Origin of the sequence: Mogibacterium timidum ATCC 33093, assembly GCF_000525775.1 — a bacterium.
In the GTDB taxonomy this organism is placed as follows: Bacteria; Bacillota; Clostridia; order Peptostreptococcales; family Anaerovoracaceae; genus Mogibacterium; species Mogibacterium timidum.
On sequence record NZ_JALU01000016.1, the window covers coordinates 1 to 18,311 of the forward strand.

Genomic DNA, 18,311 nt, shown 5'->3' on the forward strand with positions numbered 1-18,311 from the left:
CAAATCTGTCATGTGCGATTTTCGTTGGTTCTGCTTTAGCAGAGGATTCGCCGAGCGATAGCGAGGTGAATCAATAAACCACCGGCTATGCCGGTGTGATTAGGATAGCTTTAGCTTCAAGAAAAATACCTCCAATGTTATCATGATGTTGGTTCGCCAACCATATCAAATAACAAAGGAGGTTGCCATCATGGATGACAAAAATACTCTAGCACACACAAGCTGGAGATGTAAATATCATATAGTATTTGCACCGAAGTATAGAAGAAAAGAAATATATGGGAAGTACCGAGTGGAAATAGGAAAGATGATAAGAATCCTATGCCAAAGAAAAGGTATCAACATTGTTGAGGCAGAGCTATGCCCTGACCATATACATATGCTTGTAGAAATACCGCCAAAGTATTCTGTGTCGCAAATAGTCGGATATTTGAAAGGGAAAAGTTCTCTTATGATATTCGATAAATTTGCAAATTTAAAATACAGGTATGGGAATAGACACTTTTGGTGCCGAGGGTACTATGTTGATACAGTAGGGAAAAACGAAAAGAAAATAGCTGAATACATACGTACACAACTTCAAGACGACATAGTAGATGATCAAATGACGCTGAAAGAGTATATTGATCCATTCACAGGAGAAAAGATGAAGTAGTCCTTTAGGACTTGTAGGAAAATACGTGCGGTTGGCGAATCTATTCAACGCATCTTAAGATGCAGCAGGTAAAAGGCCCTTATAGGGCCAAAACAAATCACCGGCTGAGCCGGTGGTTATGATTATAGGTCTATAACCGGTACATCATGTATCAATAGCATATAAAATATGCATATAATCTTAAATGCTTACTATAGACATATCGCTCCCGGCAAATGTACGTAAAAGCATCATATGAGACCTGTCAGTCCTGATCATAGACTCCGTTAGATTATTTTGACTTCATGATGTCCAGAATAGTTTCTTCGGTCTTAACCATCCCGGGAGATGCGATAAGACCCATGTTTCGCATCGTATCCTCAGGAGTTGCTCCGTTGATTCCGTGCATGTTTTCAATGCAGATTCCGGATATGGCAAAATCCTTGGAACGGAAAGCCGTGTCCACAGCGGATATACCCTTCATGACGCAGCCGTGGTTGCCGCCGTCACAAATCATGCCGGTGATACTGCTGGCCATGTTGTTAAGACATCTGCGCATATCATCTACATTTCCGCCATCTAGGTAAACCAGTGCGCACGCCATGCCGCTTCCGGCAGCAATTGCGCAGCCGCAAAACGCAGAAAGCCTTCCCGAATATTCCTTTATGTATGTGCAGATGAGATAACTCAGCGCGGTTGCTCGGAGAAGCTTCTCCTCATCTATATTATGGATTTTGCAGTAACCATAGAGAGGGAGCGTGGCTATTATGCCGTGCGCTCCTGAACCGGTGATGCTCATCGCAGGGGCGTCGAGACCGAGGACTCTGGCTTCGATTGCGGCGTTGCAGAGTAGACTGGCGGTATCTACATCATTGTCGCTGATTACCTTGTTGCCATTTTTCTTGAAGAGCGATCCGGCAAACGTGGTTCGGTCACTAGCCATAGCGGTATCAAAAAGCGCGAGGTTAACAGCATAGGCTTCTCTTATAAATGCTATATCGTCGTATGAAACGGTTTCGATCAGCTCGACAAAGTCGCTAAGCGTGTATTTGTGAATAATCGGCACTGCGAGCGGATCATCGCGTGTCTCATCGTTATGCTCATTTCCCATGACAACCTTGCCATTATGCTTGATGCAGCTGATATTGGTATGGCTGTCCCGGATGATGACCGTAGCAGACTCATCACCGCAGTATACCATTGCCTCAATGTGTATGCGGCTGCTGATCTCTGAAACCTCGGCAGTAATCGCTCCGGATTTAATCATGGTCTCGGCAGCTGTATTGTCTTCCGGTGTGACGGTGGATAGACATTCCAATCCCAGCTCCGGGTTGGCAGCAATCGCACCGAGAGCGGCAGCATAGAGATTGCCGAGGTGAGTGCTGTTCGGGATTCCGCAGGTAAATGCGTTCTTGTATATTCCGCTGTTTAAACGAAGATCAACTCGTTCTGCCCTGCCGGAGAGATAAGAACAGGCTGTTGACACCGCATAGGCAATAGCACCGGGTTCAGTGACACCGAGGGCGGGTTTCATATCAGAGCTGAGTAGTTCAATAAGTTCATGCATGTCGGACTCCTTTCTACTATAGCTAAATGATATCACAAGTGTCGGTATAATAACGGCTTGCGTTTGAAGTCTGTTTGTGTTAACCTGATTAAGCACGATTTGAATATAAATGCATTTAGTCGCGTGTGGAGGATTGACCGAGTGGCTAAGGAGCCTGATTGGAAATCAGGTAAGGCGTAACAGCCCCGTGGGTTCGAGTCCCATGTCCTCCGCCAGAAAAAGTCTTGGAATTTCAACGGTTCCGGGACTTTTTATTTTTGTTTTTGATAAAAATTGCCACAAGATTGCCATTGAATTATGGATTGAAATACGGCAAAAATATTATGGGATACTATTAATCTGATAGTATTTATAATGATGGCCGTAGTGTTACGACACATATATAAGGATGTATTGTGTGGCGGTATTAAAGGTGTTTCAAAATGGTATATCTTAAAAAATGTTCTAATGTGGTTTGTTGTTATCGAATCAATATCGATATTTTCAAGCCTGTTAATTAATACTTATTATGCGGGTGCGATTAAGTCAAGAAACGAGATTGAAGTTGAGGGAATGTTGCTGAATCAAGGAATAGTAGCATGTGCAACTCTGGTGGTAGCTATATGTTTGTGTCCTATAGTTGAAGAAATCATTTATCGTGTCATAATACAAAAAATGCTGGATGAAAAGACAAAAACAGTAGCATGGTGGATATCTCCATGCTTAACTGGTATTTTGTTTGGTATAACACATGTCGGATTAAGTGTTGCAATGATTCCATATTTTATTCTGGGTACCGGTATAGGAATCGTATATAAGAAAACGGAGAATATTGTTATCGCTATTACGATACATTCACTGAATAATTTATTTGCATCAATATTTGTGCTCCTACATAATTTCACGTGATGTAATGAAATAGATTATTTTTTTGTAGTAAGATTCAGAATTTTGACGGATGATTTACATATGAATAAAATAGTATCTAAAAAATGGTGCACTGCTATTTTTTGAGCCTTTCTACTAATTACCAAAAATATTTTACAAATGACCATAGAACAGTGCCATGCTTTAGAATCTAATTACAAAAAGTGAGGATACGTATAAAAAGAAGACAACCTGAATATTGATATTGCTGCTTGACGTAACCTTTATTTGAAGAAGCATATCGCATTCAGTTTTGAGGCGTGTACCTGCATAATCTGATTCGGGTATTGGCCATATCTACATATCGATCGAAATATTCCTAACTCCACATTTCGCACATGCAAAAAGGTCTGGTTCTTAAAATCAGGCATTTTTGCATGTGCTGAACAAATCAGGGTAGAGTATTGAATTATTATATAACTTACACCCCAAGCTTCATCCTTATCAGCCCTAATATAAGCAGGTGAACAGGGTAGAACAGGTAGTTAACCGGCTTGCTCTGTCTGCCTCTCTTGCCGTTGTATGTGAGCACCAAACCGAATCCCAGTAGTGCCCACGGCTCCTTGTACATCGATGCAAAGTTAAAAGGAATAGATAGCAATTCACGTTCATGGAAGATGTAGAAGAAGTAGCCGACCAGTATTGCGTGATGCTCATAATCGAGGCTCAGATTCATAGCTATCAGACACGAAACGGCAACGATTGCAAACGACACGAGGAACCATGCGGGTAATGGCAGAGATTCCATCTTGACCTTTAGTGTATCAATGACCCATATGGTGATTAGCACGAGTCCGAGTGTGAACATGATATTATTCCAGTTTATGTTAAAGTATTCGGAAGTCGTAAACATATCGAACGGCACTTCCGAAATCACTCCGAATATCAGTAATGTAGCGAGGTAACGCCATTTATTCCTAGTTTTGAAATACCCTTCTACAAGAAGAAATACGAAGATAGGGAAGGCAATTCTACCTAGTATGTCAAATAGGTTGCTTACAGTGTTAAAAGCACCGCCCTTGAGATACGGGTAGATAAGCGCCTTGTTAATGTGGTCGATCAGCATAGACAGGAACGCTATGTATTTTAGCTGTGCACCTGACATGACCTTGAGCTTTTTTATTGCAGGATTGTTCATGGTGTATTCTCCAATTTTTAAATTAATGTGCTTGGCATTTCCTGTAATATAGCATCTTACGAGGTGCTTGCATAGATGGATTGAGCTCAATTAATAAATGCTTAATAAGTACGATATCAACGACCATATGTCTATGGTTCTAACTTTTTTCGCCATATGAGATACAAAAATCTCTTCTCGCCAATATCCCCGAGAGAAAGGCGTACGCTAAAGTAAAATTCCGTATTGAAAAAATTAATAATTGGTGTAAAAACTGTCAAATACATATTCTGAAAATTGCAAGAAATGTAAAGTTGATGTAAACTTTACATTTATCAGCTGGCAAGCTAATGGTTATTGATAGTGATCTGCTATAGATTCAGTATATAGAGATGACTTTCATAGATTGGATAACAGTAAAATGACGGACGAGGAGGTTATATATGGAACTTATCAAAGATTTGCCGGAGATATTCGAGAGCTTTTCTGAACAGAGAAGGAATTCTTTTCTAACCGTAAAGGAAATAAAGGAGTCCGGAACACCTGTTGTCGGTGCGTACTGCACATACTTCCCACAGGAGATCGCGATGGCGGCAGGCGCTGCTCCTATCGGACTATGCTCAATGTCTGATGAACCTATCTCAGAGGCGGAGAAGGATTTGCCGGCAAACCTGTGTCCACTAATCAAGTCGAGCTATGGATTTGCAAAATCCGATAAGTGTCCTTATTTCCACTTTTCCGATGTGGTTGTGGGTGAGACGACTTGCGATGGTAAGAAGAAGATGTATGAGCTAATGGCTGACTTCAAAGAGCTATATCTGATGAAGCTGCCCAATAGCCAGGATGAAGAGGGCAGAAAGCTGTGGCGATCAGAGGTGGTCAAGATTATCAATTACTTAAGCGACAGATTTGGAACTGAGATAACAGAGGAGAAGCTTCGAGCTGCAGTTAACCTTAAGAATCGAGAGAGGGAAGCACAGAGAAAGCTTTCAGAGGTTATGATGCATGATCCGGCCCCGATCACAGGACTGGATCTGTTCAATACAGTATATGGCAGCACGTTCAATTTCGACAAGGATGAGCTTGTGGAATCTCTCATCAGTCTAACTGATAGAATTGAGGATGAGTATATAAAGGGCAACATGTTGGATAAACGTGCGCGCATCTTGATTACCGGCTGCCCGATGGGAAGCGGCACACTCAAGGTGGTTAAGGCTATCGAAGATAATGGAGGAGTTGTCGTATGTTATGAGAACTGTTCGGGCTACAAGAACTTTGATGAGCTTGTTGATGAGGATGGCGACGATATCATCGGTGCGATTGCAGATAGATATTTAAATATCGGATGCTCGGTAATGACTCCAAATGGCAGCAGATATAAGCTCCTTGACAAGTTAATCGATCAGTATAACGTTGATGGTGTAATCGACATGTCACTAACGGCTTGTCTGACCTATAACATCGAATCAAAGTCAATCGAAAAGTTTGTGACGGAAAAGAAAGGAATCCCATATCTAAGTGTTGAGACTGATTATTCTCAGGCAGATGTAGGACAGCTCAACACTAGAATTACGGCATTTCTCGAGATGCTATAAAGGAATATAAAGTGCATGAGCAATCAGAGCGATAAAAAACGAAAAACAATATTTCTGATAATAATTGCAGGTGTAATTTTGTTCGCAGCCGCTTTTTCTTTGCGGTCACTTACCGTTCATAATCGCGAAACTTCGGGGGATGGAAAGCATTTGAAAGGCTATAACAGCAAGAGTATATATGTGTACAATCTCACTGATGACAAGGTTCAAGTAGATATCAATGGGGATGAACGACTGCCCGTCGCTTCTCTCACCAAGCTGATGACCTGCCGAAAAGCCCTGGAGATTATGAGAGCAAAGAGCATAAGACTTTCTGATCAATGCAGTGTGACGAGCTCAGCTTATAAGTTAGTCAAGAAGCAGAATGAATTCATGATCGGATACGAAGTTGGGGAGCAGACATCCTGGGAGGATTTATTTCACGCTATGATTATGCGGTCGGATGGAGTGTGTGCCAACTCGATAGCTGAAATTCTAGGTGGAAATTCAGAGAATTTTATACATGAGATGAATAAAGAAGCTAAAGATATAGGACTTTTTAATACTCATTATGCGACACCTGATGGGGTATACAATGGAGAAGAGTACTCGACGGCCGAGGACGTGGCTAAGCTTCTCAGAGTTTCGCTCGATGATAAGGATTACTATGAGATTTTTACCGCTGAAAATTACACATCTGCACGAACCTCTGAGCATCCTGACGGTATTTCTTTTCCCAATGATGTTGTAGATAAATTCAAGGAATACAGGTCTGCGGGACTGAAAATTATCGGAGGCAAGTTCGGTTATACTCCGCAAGCCGGAAAGAGCCTTGCGGTTTTAGTCGAGAAAAATGGCAAACGATATATTGTTGTTACACTGGGGCTCAAGGCTGATGGTAAGACTTACGGACACGTCGATGACGTGTTGAAGGTCATGAATAATATTTAGAGTTCAGATTTTCGACTCTGCATGACCCTATCCAATTGATGTCTGATATCAGCATGAAGTCAAGTGTTATACGCTTATGAAGCTGACAGATTTGCTTAAGGCAAACAAATTTTTAAATATAATACAAATATTAGACACAATTTTTAGAATATGCTATAATTTCCACGGCTGATGCATGATTATAAGGGTAAATCGTGCATCAGCTTTTTATGCCAAAAACTTTTACTTTATACGTTATAGCTTTTGCGAATTTATTTGTCAGGGAGAATTATTTATGGAAAAAGCGATTAATGATGTGGTACTCGCGGTTAGCGATGTGCTGTACAGACCATGGCTTGTACCGCTTCTGCTGCTGGCCGGTGGTCTGTATTTTACTATGCGCACCAGATTCATACAGCTCAGCATGTTCAAGGAATCAATCAAGGTAGTTTCAGAGAAGCCTAAGTCTGAGAACGGCATTTCTTCATTCGGTGCGCTGATGGTTTCGACCGCATCTCGAGTTGGTACCGGCAACATCATCGGTGTTGCGACTGCTATCATACTGGGTGGTGCCGGTTCGATATTCTGGATGTGGCTGACCGCACTGTTTGGCGGTGCGACGGCATTCATTGAGTCGACGTTGGCTCAGATTTATAAGAAGAGAAACCATGAAGGGAACAGCTATGGTGGACCGGCATACTATATGCGTGATGCACTCAATGCCAGATGGCTCGGTGTATTCTTCTCGATTATCGTTATGTTTACATATGCTGTAGGATACAACATGCTCGCTGCATATAACCTGCAGTCGACATTTAATACCTTCAGCTTTTACAATGAGAACACCCCTAAGGTTATCGGAGTAATTCTTGCTATTGCTTTTGGAGCGATTGTTTTGGGTGGTGCAAAGAGACTTTCGGATGTAACGAAGGTGCTCGTTCCTGTGATGGGTGTCGTGTATGTTGGTGTAGCTCTGATTGTTATCATTCTCAACATCAAGAACGTTCCACATATGTTTGGCACGATTTTCAAGAACGCGTTTGATTTCAAGGCCATATTTGGAGGGTTTACAGGATCCTGCATTATGTTCGGTATCAAGAGAGGTCTCTACTCCAACGAAGCCGGTATGGGATCCGCTCCTAATGCTGCTGCAACCGCTGATGTTTCGCACCCTGTAAAGCAGGGGCTCGTACAGATGCTTTCCGTATTTATCGATACACTGCTTATCTGCTCTACGACTGCTTTTCTGTGCTTGATTACAGATGTAAATCCTCATGCGTATATCGATGGAGATGCCGCAAATGCCGCGGGCTACGTGCAGGCCGCTATTCATTCTACTCTCGGAAACTTCGGACCTATCTTCATCTCCGTTTCGATGTGTTTCTTTGCGTTCACCACCTTGATTGGCAACTATTCATATTGTGAAGGCTGCCTCGCCTTCGTCCTCAAGAGAGATCTCAAACGAAGCGAGGAGATTATTTTCAGAGTCGCGGCCATTGTTCTTGTATACGTAGGTGCTGTATCGCAGGCCGATCTCGTGTGGAATATGGCTGATATGGCACAGGGACTGATGGTCATCACAAACGTTCCGGTAATACTCATTCTCGGCGGAATTGCCATCAAGTGCCTCAACGATTATAGGAAGCAGCGATACGAAGGGATTGAACCGCACTTTATAGCTGCTCATATCGGCATCAAGGGTGAAACGGATTTCTGGAAGTAGTTCAATTTGAAGTCAGTGTTGGCAGGATCAATGTATAGAAACGTATAAGTTGATGTAGTCTGGCGGTTGTTGCTAGACTGTATGCTTCAATACAAAATATAATATTCAATATAATAAATGTTAAGAGACCGCGAGTATGTGCAAGCGTACACGGTCTCTTGATGTATTAGGGATGAAGTGATAACATTAAGTCTGTTCATAAGCTGGATTTGGAGGTCGTTACAATGAGAAAAGGCAAACGTGTAGTTGTTACTGACGGCGTAAGTGCAAATGGCGATAAACTTGTCAGGGGCTTTGCTTCATACGGAGCATCAACTGCCTTCTTTTACAGCCATTCCTATGACAAGGCTCTTGCTCTAAGCAGAGAGGCGAGTGCATTAAATATCAGATGCAAAATTGCAAAGCTTGATTCCCTTTGGTCGGCGAGAGAGGTGCTCAGAGGGTATTTTGACGACGAATTTGATACGTTAGTATGTAATATTGATCTCGCAAATGATACTGACTTTGATGACATGAGCGGTGAAAAGTGGAGGCGTGAAGTTATCGCTGAAATTGACGGTCTGTTTTATACAATCAGGGCGCTTAGACCGTTCATGAATCGAAACGGAGGGAGTATTATCATAGCCGCTGCAAAGGATGAAAATTCCGGATTTGCAAGCAAAATCATGGAGTCATATATAGAAGGCTTGACGAGGTCGCTGTCGGAGTCGATGAGGAGCGTCGGTATTCACGTGAATGCTATTATCTACCGGAATAGCGATTATGCCGGCAGTCATGTGTTCGAGGCTGTGAGACAGCTTGCTTCTAGCGATTCTTCGTTTATAACCGGACAGATTATACGGCTGTAATATATGCCGTGCATTCAGTTACCAAAGTATAGAAAAAGGGATATAGAAAAAAGAGGTAAGGATGAAATTCAAGGAGCATTATAACATAAGATCTTACGAGGTAGACTTAAATGGTGCAATTAAGCCGATGCAACTGATGCAGCTGATGCAGGAGAGCGGTGAAAGGCAGATGAGGGCAGAGGCCGTATCTTATGATGATTTGTATATAAAAGAGCACAAGTCTTTCGTAGTTAGCCGCATGAATATTGAGATTTTTGAGCCGGCTCAGAAGTATTCGGATGTAGATGTTGAGACGTGGGTTATACAGGGGAAGGCGGCGAATTTTCCCCGGGGCTATGAGATGATTAAGGAAGGAAGGGTCATAGCTAGAGCTCTTGGAGTCTGGGCGCTCGTCAATACAGAAACGGGCAAGCTGATACTCAATAAGGATTATGATATGTCTTCTTACTCTAGGGATGAGACCCCCAAGCTGAGCATTCCCAAGAGATTCAGGTTGCCGAAGGAGCTTGAATTTAAAGATGTGGAGAGAACCGTTGTTAACCGTTCTATGATAGATATCAATGGACACATGAACAACACCGTATATGCGACCAAGCTGTATGATAATATTCCGGAGGCGGAGAAATATTTTATAACATCAATGAACCTGCGTTATGTTCACGAAGCTCCGTTTGAGAGTGAGTTCGTGGTATACACAAGTAGAGCTGTTGAACCGGGTGATATGGACCCACGGGCTGACAAGCTTATATATTTCTACACGGAGGCTGATGGGGAGACCAATATCGAGGCGGCTATAGGGCTAAAAAGTATTTAATAAATTTATTAAAAGATAATTCATAGAGATAGTTTGTTTAAGGGAAAGACTGCGGAAAGGTAGTCTTTCCCCTTTTTATGTTGAAAATTAAATTATGTGTTGAAAAATCACAATAAATACCAATATTGTGTTGAAAAGTGGTGTGAAGTGGTTTAAAATGGAGGAGCAAGAGTGAAAACTAGAGCTGACGTGTACAGAGGACGATAGATGTTTACCGGGACTTACGAAAATTCAATAGATAGCAAGAACCGGATGATCATACCGGCCAAGTATAGAAATCAGCTCGGTGGCGAGTGTATGCTTTCCAGAGGTTACGACCGATGCATCTACATCTACACGATGGAGGACTGGGAGATGCTCGCAGACAAGCTCAAAGAGCTTAGACAGTCAGATCCGGCTATCAGAGAGTTCATCAGAAAGCTGTTCTCTCAAGCGAGTGAATGTAAGCTTGATTCCCAGGGTAGAGTAATTATTCCGACCAATCTCAAGAAGTACGCAAGGATTGACAAGGAACTGGTGACACTAGGTGCGATGGACAAGATAGAGATTTGGAGCAAAGAAGCCTTTGACGAAAATGAGGATGATAATCCGATGGACGACGAAGATTTCATCGCTAAGCTAGCAGAGTATGGGTTGTAGGAGAAGAGATGACATTTGAGCATGTACCGGTACTATTCAATGAAGTGATTGATTCGTTAGGTATCAGGGCGAACGGAACTTATATGGATGGAACAGTAGGCGGAGGAGGCCATTCTTCCGGTATATGTGAGAGGCTCAGCGAGAAAGGTCATCTCCTAGCTGTCGACCGAGACAGCATTGCCCTCAGAGCGGCAGAAGACAGGCTGGCCGATTATGACTGCAAAAAAACCTTTATCCACGCTAACTACAGCGATATCGATGCTATCAAAGCTGAATGTGGAAGTGTGGATGGAATTCTGCTTGACTTGGGAGTTTCATCGTATCAGCTTGATACAGCGGAGCGAGGATTTTCTTACATGCACGATGCACCGATGGATATGCGCATGAACGAGGATGATTTGTTTACAGCCTATCAGGTTGTAAATGAGTATTCTGAAAAGGAACTGTTTCGTATCATCAAGGAATATGGTGAGGAGAGATGGGCATCGAGAATTGCCAAGTTCATCGTCAAGGCGAGGAGTGAAGCAAAGATTGAGACGACCGGACAACTTGTCGAGATTATCAAGGCAGCGATCCCCGCTTCGGCGAGAAGGACCGGACCTCATCCGGCCAAACGAACATTTCAGGCGATAAGGATTGAAGTCAACGGAGAGCTGGAGCATTTGAGCCGGGCTATGGAGAAGCTTCCTGACCTGCTTGCATCGGGCGGTAGGATGGCAGTGATTACGTTCCACTCGCTAGAAGACAGAATCGTGAAGGTAGCGTTTAATAAGAGAGCAAATCCTTGCACGTGTCCGCCGGAATTACCCGTGTGTATATGTGGTAAGGTGGCAGACATTACCAAGGTGACAAGCAAACCGATAGTAGCGAGCGAGCATGAACTCGAAGAGAATCCGAGGGCCAGGAGTGCAAAGCTCAGAGTAATAGAGAAGCTTTAACAGCGGGTATTCAGCAAAGGAGAAGAAGGAAATGCAGATGGCAACAAGTGCAGGCGCAATGAACAGCGGTGTTGGTGTGGTCAGAAAAACAAAGGTAACTGGCAACCGCAACGCAAAGGCAAAGCAAAATTCAAAAATATTGGCATGTGTACTTCTGGTAGGAGTGTTATGCCTTTCGGTTGTTGTGATGTCGGCTTTTGCGGCGAATCTCAACCGGAAAAACAACGAGCTTCAGAAGAAGAATGATTATATTCAGGCAGAGATAGATTCGCTGAATACCAAGATTAACGACGCAAGCAACATTAACAAGATTGAGAAGACAGCAACCGAGAAATACGGGATGGTACATTCAGAGTCGCAGAACTGCATTACAGTAGGCGATTCTAAGAGCTCAGGCAAGACAAACCTAGCATCGGCAATCAAGGATGAAGCTTACGAATAAATAATCCGTATTGATTATAGAATGCCACTGATCCTTATTCGGGTCGGTGGCCTTTTAGGATATACATGTTATTCTGCGGTAAAATAGCGCGATATGGTATATAATATAATCTATGTAAGTATGGAAATTTTGAGATTGATTTAGGAGACAATGGATGGCAAAGTTCCGCAATCCTTTAAATAAGATAAATAAAAGGACTTCTCGCAAGAGCAAGGTGTCCAAGGCAGGCGGTGATTCTGTCAAAAAAACAGCTTCCGCTTCCCGCATGTCCTCCGATGTGCAGCAACGCGGCGCTTCCGGCGCACAGAGCCGCAGGGGCGCGGTTACTGCTGTAACTGCGGAAAATAAGAGCAGACTCGGGTTCGGGTTCCTTATTATTGCGATATGCTTTACGATTCTGATATTTAGACTCGCATTCTGGCAGGTTATAAGGGCTGATGACCTTGATGCCAAGGCGGCCGAGATGCAGAAAATCGATACAGAACTCGATCCGATCAGAGGCAATATATATGACCGGAACAAAAAGGTGTTGGCACAAACCGTTACAAAGTACGAGTTATATGGTTATTCGCAGAACCTGTACAAAAATAAGGAACTAGACAAAGCTGCTAAGGAGAAGAACCTGAGTGAGCTCACTAGGCTTGCAGGCGCGGAACGCAAGGATATGAAGAAAATTCTGTCCGGCAAGGATAATCTGGTTTTGCTGGCAAAAGGCTTAGATCAGGATCAGGTCAACAAGGCTCAGAAACTTTGGGGCGGTGATATAGTTGTCAAGACAAAGGTTACCAGGTCATATCCAAATGGAACCTTTGCTTCGACACTGCTCGGATCGGTCGACAACAAAAATGTAGGCCTGAACGGACTTGAGTTCCAGTACAACGAGAAACTTGCCGGTATCAAGGGAAGAGTAGTGAGAACTACCGATATCTATGGCAATGCACTATCAGTAGGTAGCAGTAAATACTATTCGCCCAAGAATGGAGATAGTCTGGTAACCACAATAGATGAAGTAATACAGCACTATGTTGAAGACGCACTTAGTGAGGGTATGAAGGATACGGGGGCCGAATCCATAACCTGCATAGTAATGAACCCTAAGACAGGCGATATCCTGGCTATGGCAAGCACGCCAAGCTACGACCCTAACAACCCATATACTCCGTCCGGCGATGAAGCAAAGAAATTCAAGGAGCTAGGCACGAAGGACAAGAGCGCATATCTGAGCAGGATGTGGACAAATCCTGCAGTCAGCGGGCTGTATGAGCCGGGTTCGACATTTAAGCTGGTTACAGCTGCATCTGCAATCGAGAGCGGAACGACCACTGATGCTTCGAGGTACAGCGACCCGGGATATATCAATGTTGATGGAACTAGCCTCAAGTGTTGGAGTCCGGTTCCACACGGCACCCAGAACATCACCGAGGCAGTCGGAAACTCATGTAACCCTGCACTTGCAAGAGTTGCGCTAGATATGGGCAAGTACAACTTCTATAAGTATATAGATATTTTTGGATTTACACAGAAGACAAGGGTTGATCTGCCGGGAGAAGCTGATTCCATCGTCAAGAATCAGAGCGCTGTATCCAATGTCGATATTGCGACTATGGGATATGGACAGGGTATTGCTATATCGCCAATCCAGCTGATGACGGCTATAAATTCTCTCGGTAATAACGGAGTTATGATGCAGTCTAAGGTTGTGAAGCAGGTTGTCGGGCCGGATGGCAAGGTCAAGAAGACCGTCAGGGACCGACGCGTGAGACAGACCGTGTCGAAGGGTACAGCGGACAAGATGCGTTCTATCATGGAGTATTACGTAGCTGAAGGCGGTGGAACCAGCGCGTATCTGCCGGGCTATAGAGTTGGTGGTAAGACCGGTACTGCAAATATCGCAGAGAACTCGGGCTATTCTGAACAGACTATTGCGTCATTCATCGCGATGGCGCCGATGGATGATCCGCAGATTTCGATACTCGTAATGGTAACAAGACCTAAAAAGAGCATTTTTGGAGCTGCAAATGCAGGACCAATTGTCAAAAGGATACTCGAAAAGACCTTGATATATAAGGGTGTTGAACGCAAATACTCCAAGAGTGAGCAAAGCGAACTGGCTAAGGCTGAGGTTACCGTACCTGATGTAACGGGAATTAACAGCAGCGAAGCTATCAGCAAGATAGAAGCTGCGGGACTCAAGGCCAAGAAAATGCCTGAGGGCACGGGGGATTCGTTCCTCGTAATAGACCAATACCCTAAGAAGGGCGATAAGCTCGCAAAGGGCGGGACTGTGTACATATATAGCGAATAAAGCGAGTCTGAGGAATAATTCGATGAAAAAGATAAGTGTTGACTACATTCTTGATGCTATACCGGAATCAAAGCTGTTATCAGATGCCGGCAGTGCAGAAGTGACAAGTGTAGCGATTGACTCTAGACAGGTGAAAGAGTGTTCTCTGTTCTTTGCCGTAATAGGCGAGAAAAATGACGGGCATGACTTTCTTCCATCTGTCAGAGAGAACGGCTGCCATGCAGTAATAGTGTCAGATACTGAGTGGGGGGATAAGATTGCAGCATATGGTGATATGACAGTAATCTTGGTGTCCTGCACCAGAGATGCGCTCATGCAGCTCGCAAAGAGGTATATTGCGGACTGGCACGGATTGTTAAAGGTGGCGGTAACCGGGAGTGTAGGGAAGACCGGTACTAAGGACTTCCTCGGAGCAGTGCTCAGCTCAAAATATAAGACCGGAAAAACTCCAGGCAATCTTAACAGTGATTACGGATTACCGTTAACTGTTTTCGGCTTCGATGAAGATATAGAAGCTGCTGTGCTGGAGATGGGCGCAGGACGTTCTGTTCATATCAGCGAGCTGGCTGACATAGCAAGACCGGATATAGGTGTTGTTACTAATGTCGGTACGTCACACCTTGAGGCTTTTGGAACGAGGGATATTTTAACAGCGGAAAAGCTGGGGATATCGAAATTCTTTGACGTCGGTAATTCGATTATTGTTAACTCAGATTGCGACAAGCTTAGTCGTAAAAATGTTGAAAAAATAGTGCCTGCAGGAACTGACGTGGTTACGGTCGGCAGCGAAGTTAACGATAATATTATAGTTTATAATATTGGGGATTTCGGCATAGACGGTGTTAGCTGCTCTCTGGATGTGAAGCTCGGACTCACAGAATACGATGGCACATATAAGCTCGTTATTCCGGTAATAGGTGCTCATAACCTCGGCAACGCGGCACTTGCGATTGCAGCCGGAGTTAAGCTTGGCATCAACCCTGCAGACGGTATACGCGCTTTGGCTGATACGAGGTTCTCTTCCGGGCGACTGGAAGTGATAAAGACAGATAGATTTACGATTATAGATGATTCATATAATGCAAGTCCCGAATCTATGAAATCAGGACTAAAGATATTAAATTCATCAAAGGCTTCAAGGCGTGTCGCGATACTGGGTGATATGTATGAATTGGGAGATGAATCCGAGGCGTTGCATGAGTCTGTAGGAACATATGCGCATGATATCGGAATCGACCTTTTAATCACAATTGGTTCTAATGCGACAGCTATAGCGAGAGCAGCTGTTGCAGCGAAGGAAGCTGAGGGGATTGCATATGATGGTGGACCGGAGGTAATCGCATATACAGATAAAGATGAGGCAATATCGGAAATCAATGATTTGCTCACAGAAGGAGATGTTATTTTGGTCAAAGCATCTCGTGGCATGAAGCTAGAAGACGTTATTTCAGCTATAAAATAGCAAGGAAGAGGCTAGATGAATATTACACTTTTGGTTGCTTTTATTATTTCGTTGTTCGTGTCGGCGATTGGCACAAAACTGTTGATACCATATCTCAGACATAAGCAGTTTGGACAATTCATACGTGAAGAAGGTCCACAGGCGCATAAGAAGAAAGCCGGAACTCCGACTATGGGCGGAGTGATGATTGTTTTTGGTATCATTGTGGGCTTAGTTACAGGGATGATATGTAACAGAAACGTGACAGCGGATACAACAGCAATCATCCTGACGATGCTGGCATTCGGAATAATTGGATTCCTCGACGATTTCGAGAAAATTGCCAAGAAGAATAATCTTGGACTGACGCCCAAACAAAAAATCATGCTGCAGATACTGTTCAGCCTTGGAATTGGTCTCTATATGATATTCGGCGGGAGTGGAACGGAGGTATTCATACCGTTTGTCAAGATATATGTGAACTTCGGTGTGCTTTTCATGCCTTTTGTAATCATCACAGAAGTCGCTATGTCAAACGGTGTAAATTTATCCGACGGTCTCGACGGACTCGCTTCGTCGGTAACTCTGGTAGTTGCAATATTATTTGCACTTGTAGGTTATGTTCATGGGAATGATATCCTTATGATCAGTGGGGTGGCTATTGCCGGATCGCTTATAGGGTTTCTTGTTTTCAACAAATACCCGGCCAGGATTTTTATGGGCGACACCGGATCGATGGCACTTGGCGGTGTGCTGTCGGCAATAGCTATCGTGAGCAAGACAGAGTTTTTGCTTCCAATTGCCGGTATTATCTACGTAGTAGAGTCGTTATCTGTAATAATTCAGGTAACATATTTCCGTAAGACCGGCGGCAAGAGATTCTTTCGTATGGCGCCTATTCATCACCACTTCGAGCTCGGCGGAATGAAGGAATACAATGTAGTCAAGATGTTTACACTAGTGACAATATGCGCGAGCGCAATTGCGTACTTTGCAGCATAGCTGCATAAAAAGAATATATTGGGAGTGAATTATGAGTTATACAGTTGATGAGTACAGAAGAGAAGTTTCTGCAAAAAAAATCCTTGTCGTAGGCATGGGGCGTTCGGGCATCGCAGCAGTTAAGGAGCTGCACAAGCTTGGTGCGACTGTAACGGCACAGGACATCAACACCGTAGACAAGTTAGATCCTAAATTCATAACATATCTGGATAGGGAGGCTATTGAATACTATTTCGGTTCCATTCCGGAGCATATGGACGTCTTCGATATGGTTGTGCTCAGCCCCGGAGTAAATCCTAACCTGGATTTTCTGGTAGATGGAAGGAATGCAGGTGTAGAGATAATTGGAGAGCTTGAGATGGCATTCAGGCTGTCCCGGGGTAAATACGTTGCCATAACCGGCACTAACGGCAAGACCACCACAACGAGTCTGGTCGGTAAGATATTTGAGGAGGCAGGAAGGAAATCAACCGTAGTCGGAAACATCGGTATAGCTGCTATTTCCAAGGTGCAGGATTCGACAGATGACGAGTGGATGATTGCCGAAGCCAGCAGCTTTCAGCTTGAGACTATCTCGGAGTTTAAGCCTGTTGTATCAGCTATTCTGAATTTTACTCCGGATCACTTGAACAGACATGGGAATATGGATGCATACGGGGCTTGTAAGGCAGCTATCGCTTCCAATCAGACCGAAGATGAATACATGATTGTTAACTATGACGATAAGGCGTGTCTGGCATTGTCGAGGGCAACTAAGGCCAAGGTTGTTCCTTTTAGCAGACAGGAAAGCCTCGGATTCGGCGCATATCTGGAAGACGGTTACATCGTAATAAGAGATGAAAACGGCATCGTTCATCAGATATGCAACAGTGAGGAGCTCAAGATTATCGGTGACCATAACATTGAAAATGCTCTGGCAGCGGCTGCTATTTCGTTTTTTGCAGGGATAGACTGCGAGGCCATCTCTGATGCAATCGAGAAGTTCCCGGGTGTAGAGCATAGAATCGAGTACTGCGGGGTTGTGGATGGAGTTAAATTCTACAATGATTCAAAGGGAACCAATGTCGAGGCGTCGATAATCGCACTCAAAGCGCTCAAGGAAAACATTATCCTTATAGCCGGCGGTGATGGGAAAGCACAGGGTTTTACTGAGCTCAGCGAGAACCTTGCGGGTAGAGTAAAGTCGATTGTACTGCTCGGAAGAGCTGCAAAAGATATAGAAAAGGCGGCGACAGCGGCTGGATTTACAAGTATATATTTCGAAAATGATATGAACGATTGTGTCAAGAAAGCTCTGTCACTCGCAGCAGAAGGCGATAAGGTGCTTTTGTCGCCGGCATGCGCAAGCTGGGATATGTACGATAATTATGAGCAGCGTGGTGAACACTTCAAAAGTTGTGTAAACCTACTTCTTCGGTAGCGAATATTATT

General features: G+C 43.8%; 16 protein-coding genes and 1 tRNA gene. 15 read left to right on the top strand and 2 right to left on the bottom strand.

All coding sequences use genetic code 11. The features are described 5' to 3' along the window. Positions 1 to 190: 190 nt before the first annotated feature. Complete coding sequence (tnpA, locus tag HMPREF0581_RS03720) at positions 191 to 655, top strand: IS200/IS605 family transposase (protein WP_036379574.1); 465 nt, start codon at positions 191 to 193, stop codon at positions 653 to 655. A 271-nt stretch (positions 656 to 926) separates the two neighbouring features. Here the strand turns inward: tnpA and HMPREF0581_RS03725 are convergent, their stop codons facing one another. After that, positions 927 to 2,201 carry an L-cysteine desulfidase family protein gene (locus HMPREF0581_RS03725; protein WP_036380585.1) on the bottom strand — a complete coding sequence of 425 codons (1,275 nt, stop codon included), beginning with the start codon at positions 2,199 to 2,201 and terminating at the stop codon, positions 927 to 929. Positions 2,202 to 2,328: 127 nt separating this feature from the next. On the opposite strand from HMPREF0581_RS03725, the gene HMPREF0581_RS03730 reads away from it, so the two are divergent. Together HMPREF0581_RS03730 and HMPREF0581_RS03735 are read left to right on the top strand one after the other, a co-directional pair. Continuing rightward, a tRNA-Ser gene (locus HMPREF0581_RS03730) sits at positions 2,329 to 2,416 on the top strand. Positions 2,417 to 2,555: 139 nt separating this feature from the next. Further along, the gene (locus HMPREF0581_RS03735) at positions 2,556 to 3,089 is read left to right on the top strand and encodes a CPBP family intramembrane glutamic endopeptidase (RefSeq protein WP_009643145.1); all 534 of its coding nucleotides are present in this window, start codon (positions 2,556 to 2,558) and stop codon (positions 3,087 to 3,089) included. A 439-nt stretch (positions 3,090 to 3,528) separates the two neighbouring features. Here the strand turns inward: HMPREF0581_RS03735 and HMPREF0581_RS03740 are convergent, their stop codons facing one another. Beyond that, the gene (locus HMPREF0581_RS03740) at positions 3,529 to 4,245 is read right to left on the bottom strand and encodes a TraX family protein (protein WP_242835193.1); all 717 of its coding nucleotides are present in this window, start codon (positions 4,243 to 4,245) and stop codon (positions 3,529 to 3,531) included. A 422-nt stretch (positions 4,246 to 4,667) separates the two neighbouring features. Between HMPREF0581_RS03740 and HMPREF0581_RS03745 the strand changes: the two genes are divergently transcribed. The 12 genes from HMPREF0581_RS03745 (at position 4,668) to murD (ending at position 18,300) form a co-directional block, all read left to right on the top strand. Beyond that, positions 4,668 to 5,819 (top strand): double-cubane-cluster-containing anaerobic reductase, encoded by a 1,152-nt coding sequence (locus HMPREF0581_RS03745; RefSeq protein WP_036380588.1) that lies wholly within the window; start codon positions 4,668 to 4,670, stop codon positions 5,817 to 5,819. Between the two features lie 15 nt (positions 5,820 to 5,834). Next, complete coding sequence (locus HMPREF0581_RS03750) at positions 5,835 to 6,749, top strand: D-alanyl-D-alanine carboxypeptidase family protein (RefSeq protein WP_036380590.1); 915 nt, start codon at positions 5,835 to 5,837, stop codon at positions 6,747 to 6,749. Between the two features lie 274 nt (positions 6,750 to 7,023). Further along, positions 7,024 to 8,451 carry an alanine/glycine:cation symporter family protein gene (locus tag HMPREF0581_RS03755; protein WP_009643161.1) on the top strand — a complete coding sequence of 476 codons (1,428 nt, stop codon included), beginning with the start codon at positions 7,024 to 7,026 and terminating at the stop codon, positions 8,449 to 8,451. A 224-nt stretch (positions 8,452 to 8,675) separates the two neighbouring features. Continuing rightward, positions 8,676 to 9,299 carry an SDR family oxidoreductase gene (locus HMPREF0581_RS03760; RefSeq protein WP_009643147.1) on the top strand — a complete coding sequence of 208 codons (624 nt, stop codon included), beginning with the start codon at positions 8,676 to 8,678 and terminating at the stop codon, positions 9,297 to 9,299. 61 nt (positions 9,300 to 9,360) lie between these two features. Continuing rightward, positions 9,361 to 10,113, top strand: a complete 753-nt coding sequence (locus HMPREF0581_RS03765) for an acyl-[acyl-carrier-protein] thioesterase (protein WP_009643151.1) — start codon at positions 9,361 to 9,363, stop codon at positions 10,111 to 10,113. A gap of 207 nt (positions 10,114 to 10,320) precedes the next feature. Beyond that, complete coding sequence (gene mraZ / locus HMPREF0581_RS03770; RefSeq protein ID WP_009643154.1) at positions 10,321 to 10,752, top strand: division/cell wall cluster transcriptional repressor MraZ; 432 nt, start codon at positions 10,321 to 10,323, stop codon at positions 10,750 to 10,752. Between the two features lie 8 nt (positions 10,753 to 10,760). Then, positions 10,761 to 11,690: a 16S rRNA (cytosine(1402)-N(4))-methyltransferase RsmH gene (gene rsmH, locus HMPREF0581_RS03775; RefSeq protein WP_009643146.1), complete on the top strand. Its 930-nt coding sequence runs from the start codon at positions 10,761 to 10,763 to the stop codon at positions 11,688 to 11,690. A gap of 37 nt (positions 11,691 to 11,727) precedes the next feature. Then, positions 11,728 to 12,132 carry an FtsB/FtsL family cell division protein gene (locus HMPREF0581_RS03780; RefSeq protein WP_156791919.1) on the top strand — a complete coding sequence of 135 codons (405 nt, stop codon included), beginning with the start codon at positions 11,728 to 11,730 and terminating at the stop codon, positions 12,130 to 12,132. A 154-nt stretch (positions 12,133 to 12,286) separates the two neighbouring features. Further along, positions 12,287 to 14,437 carry a penicillin-binding transpeptidase domain-containing protein gene (locus HMPREF0581_RS03785; RefSeq protein WP_009643148.1) on the top strand — a complete coding sequence of 717 codons (2,151 nt, stop codon included), beginning with the start codon at positions 12,287 to 12,289 and terminating at the stop codon, positions 14,435 to 14,437. A 22-nt stretch (positions 14,438 to 14,459) separates the two neighbouring features. Beyond that, positions 14,460 to 15,899 carry a UDP-N-acetylmuramoyl-tripeptide--D-alanyl-D-alanine ligase gene (locus tag HMPREF0581_RS03790; protein WP_009643141.1) on the top strand — a complete coding sequence of 480 codons (1,440 nt, stop codon included), beginning with the start codon at positions 14,460 to 14,462 and terminating at the stop codon, positions 15,897 to 15,899. Positions 15,900 to 15,914: 15 nt separating this feature from the next. After that, entirely contained in the window at positions 15,915 to 16,880 is a 966-nt protein-coding gene (gene mraY / locus HMPREF0581_RS03795) for a phospho-N-acetylmuramoyl-pentapeptide-transferase (protein ID WP_009643149.1), read from the top strand. A gap of 31 nt (positions 16,881 to 16,911) precedes the next feature. After that, entirely contained in the window at positions 16,912 to 18,300 is a 1,389-nt protein-coding gene (gene murD / locus HMPREF0581_RS03800; RefSeq protein ID WP_009643163.1) for a UDP-N-acetylmuramoyl-L-alanine--D-glutamate ligase, read from the top strand. Positions 18,301 to 18,311: the final 11 nt, after the last annotated feature.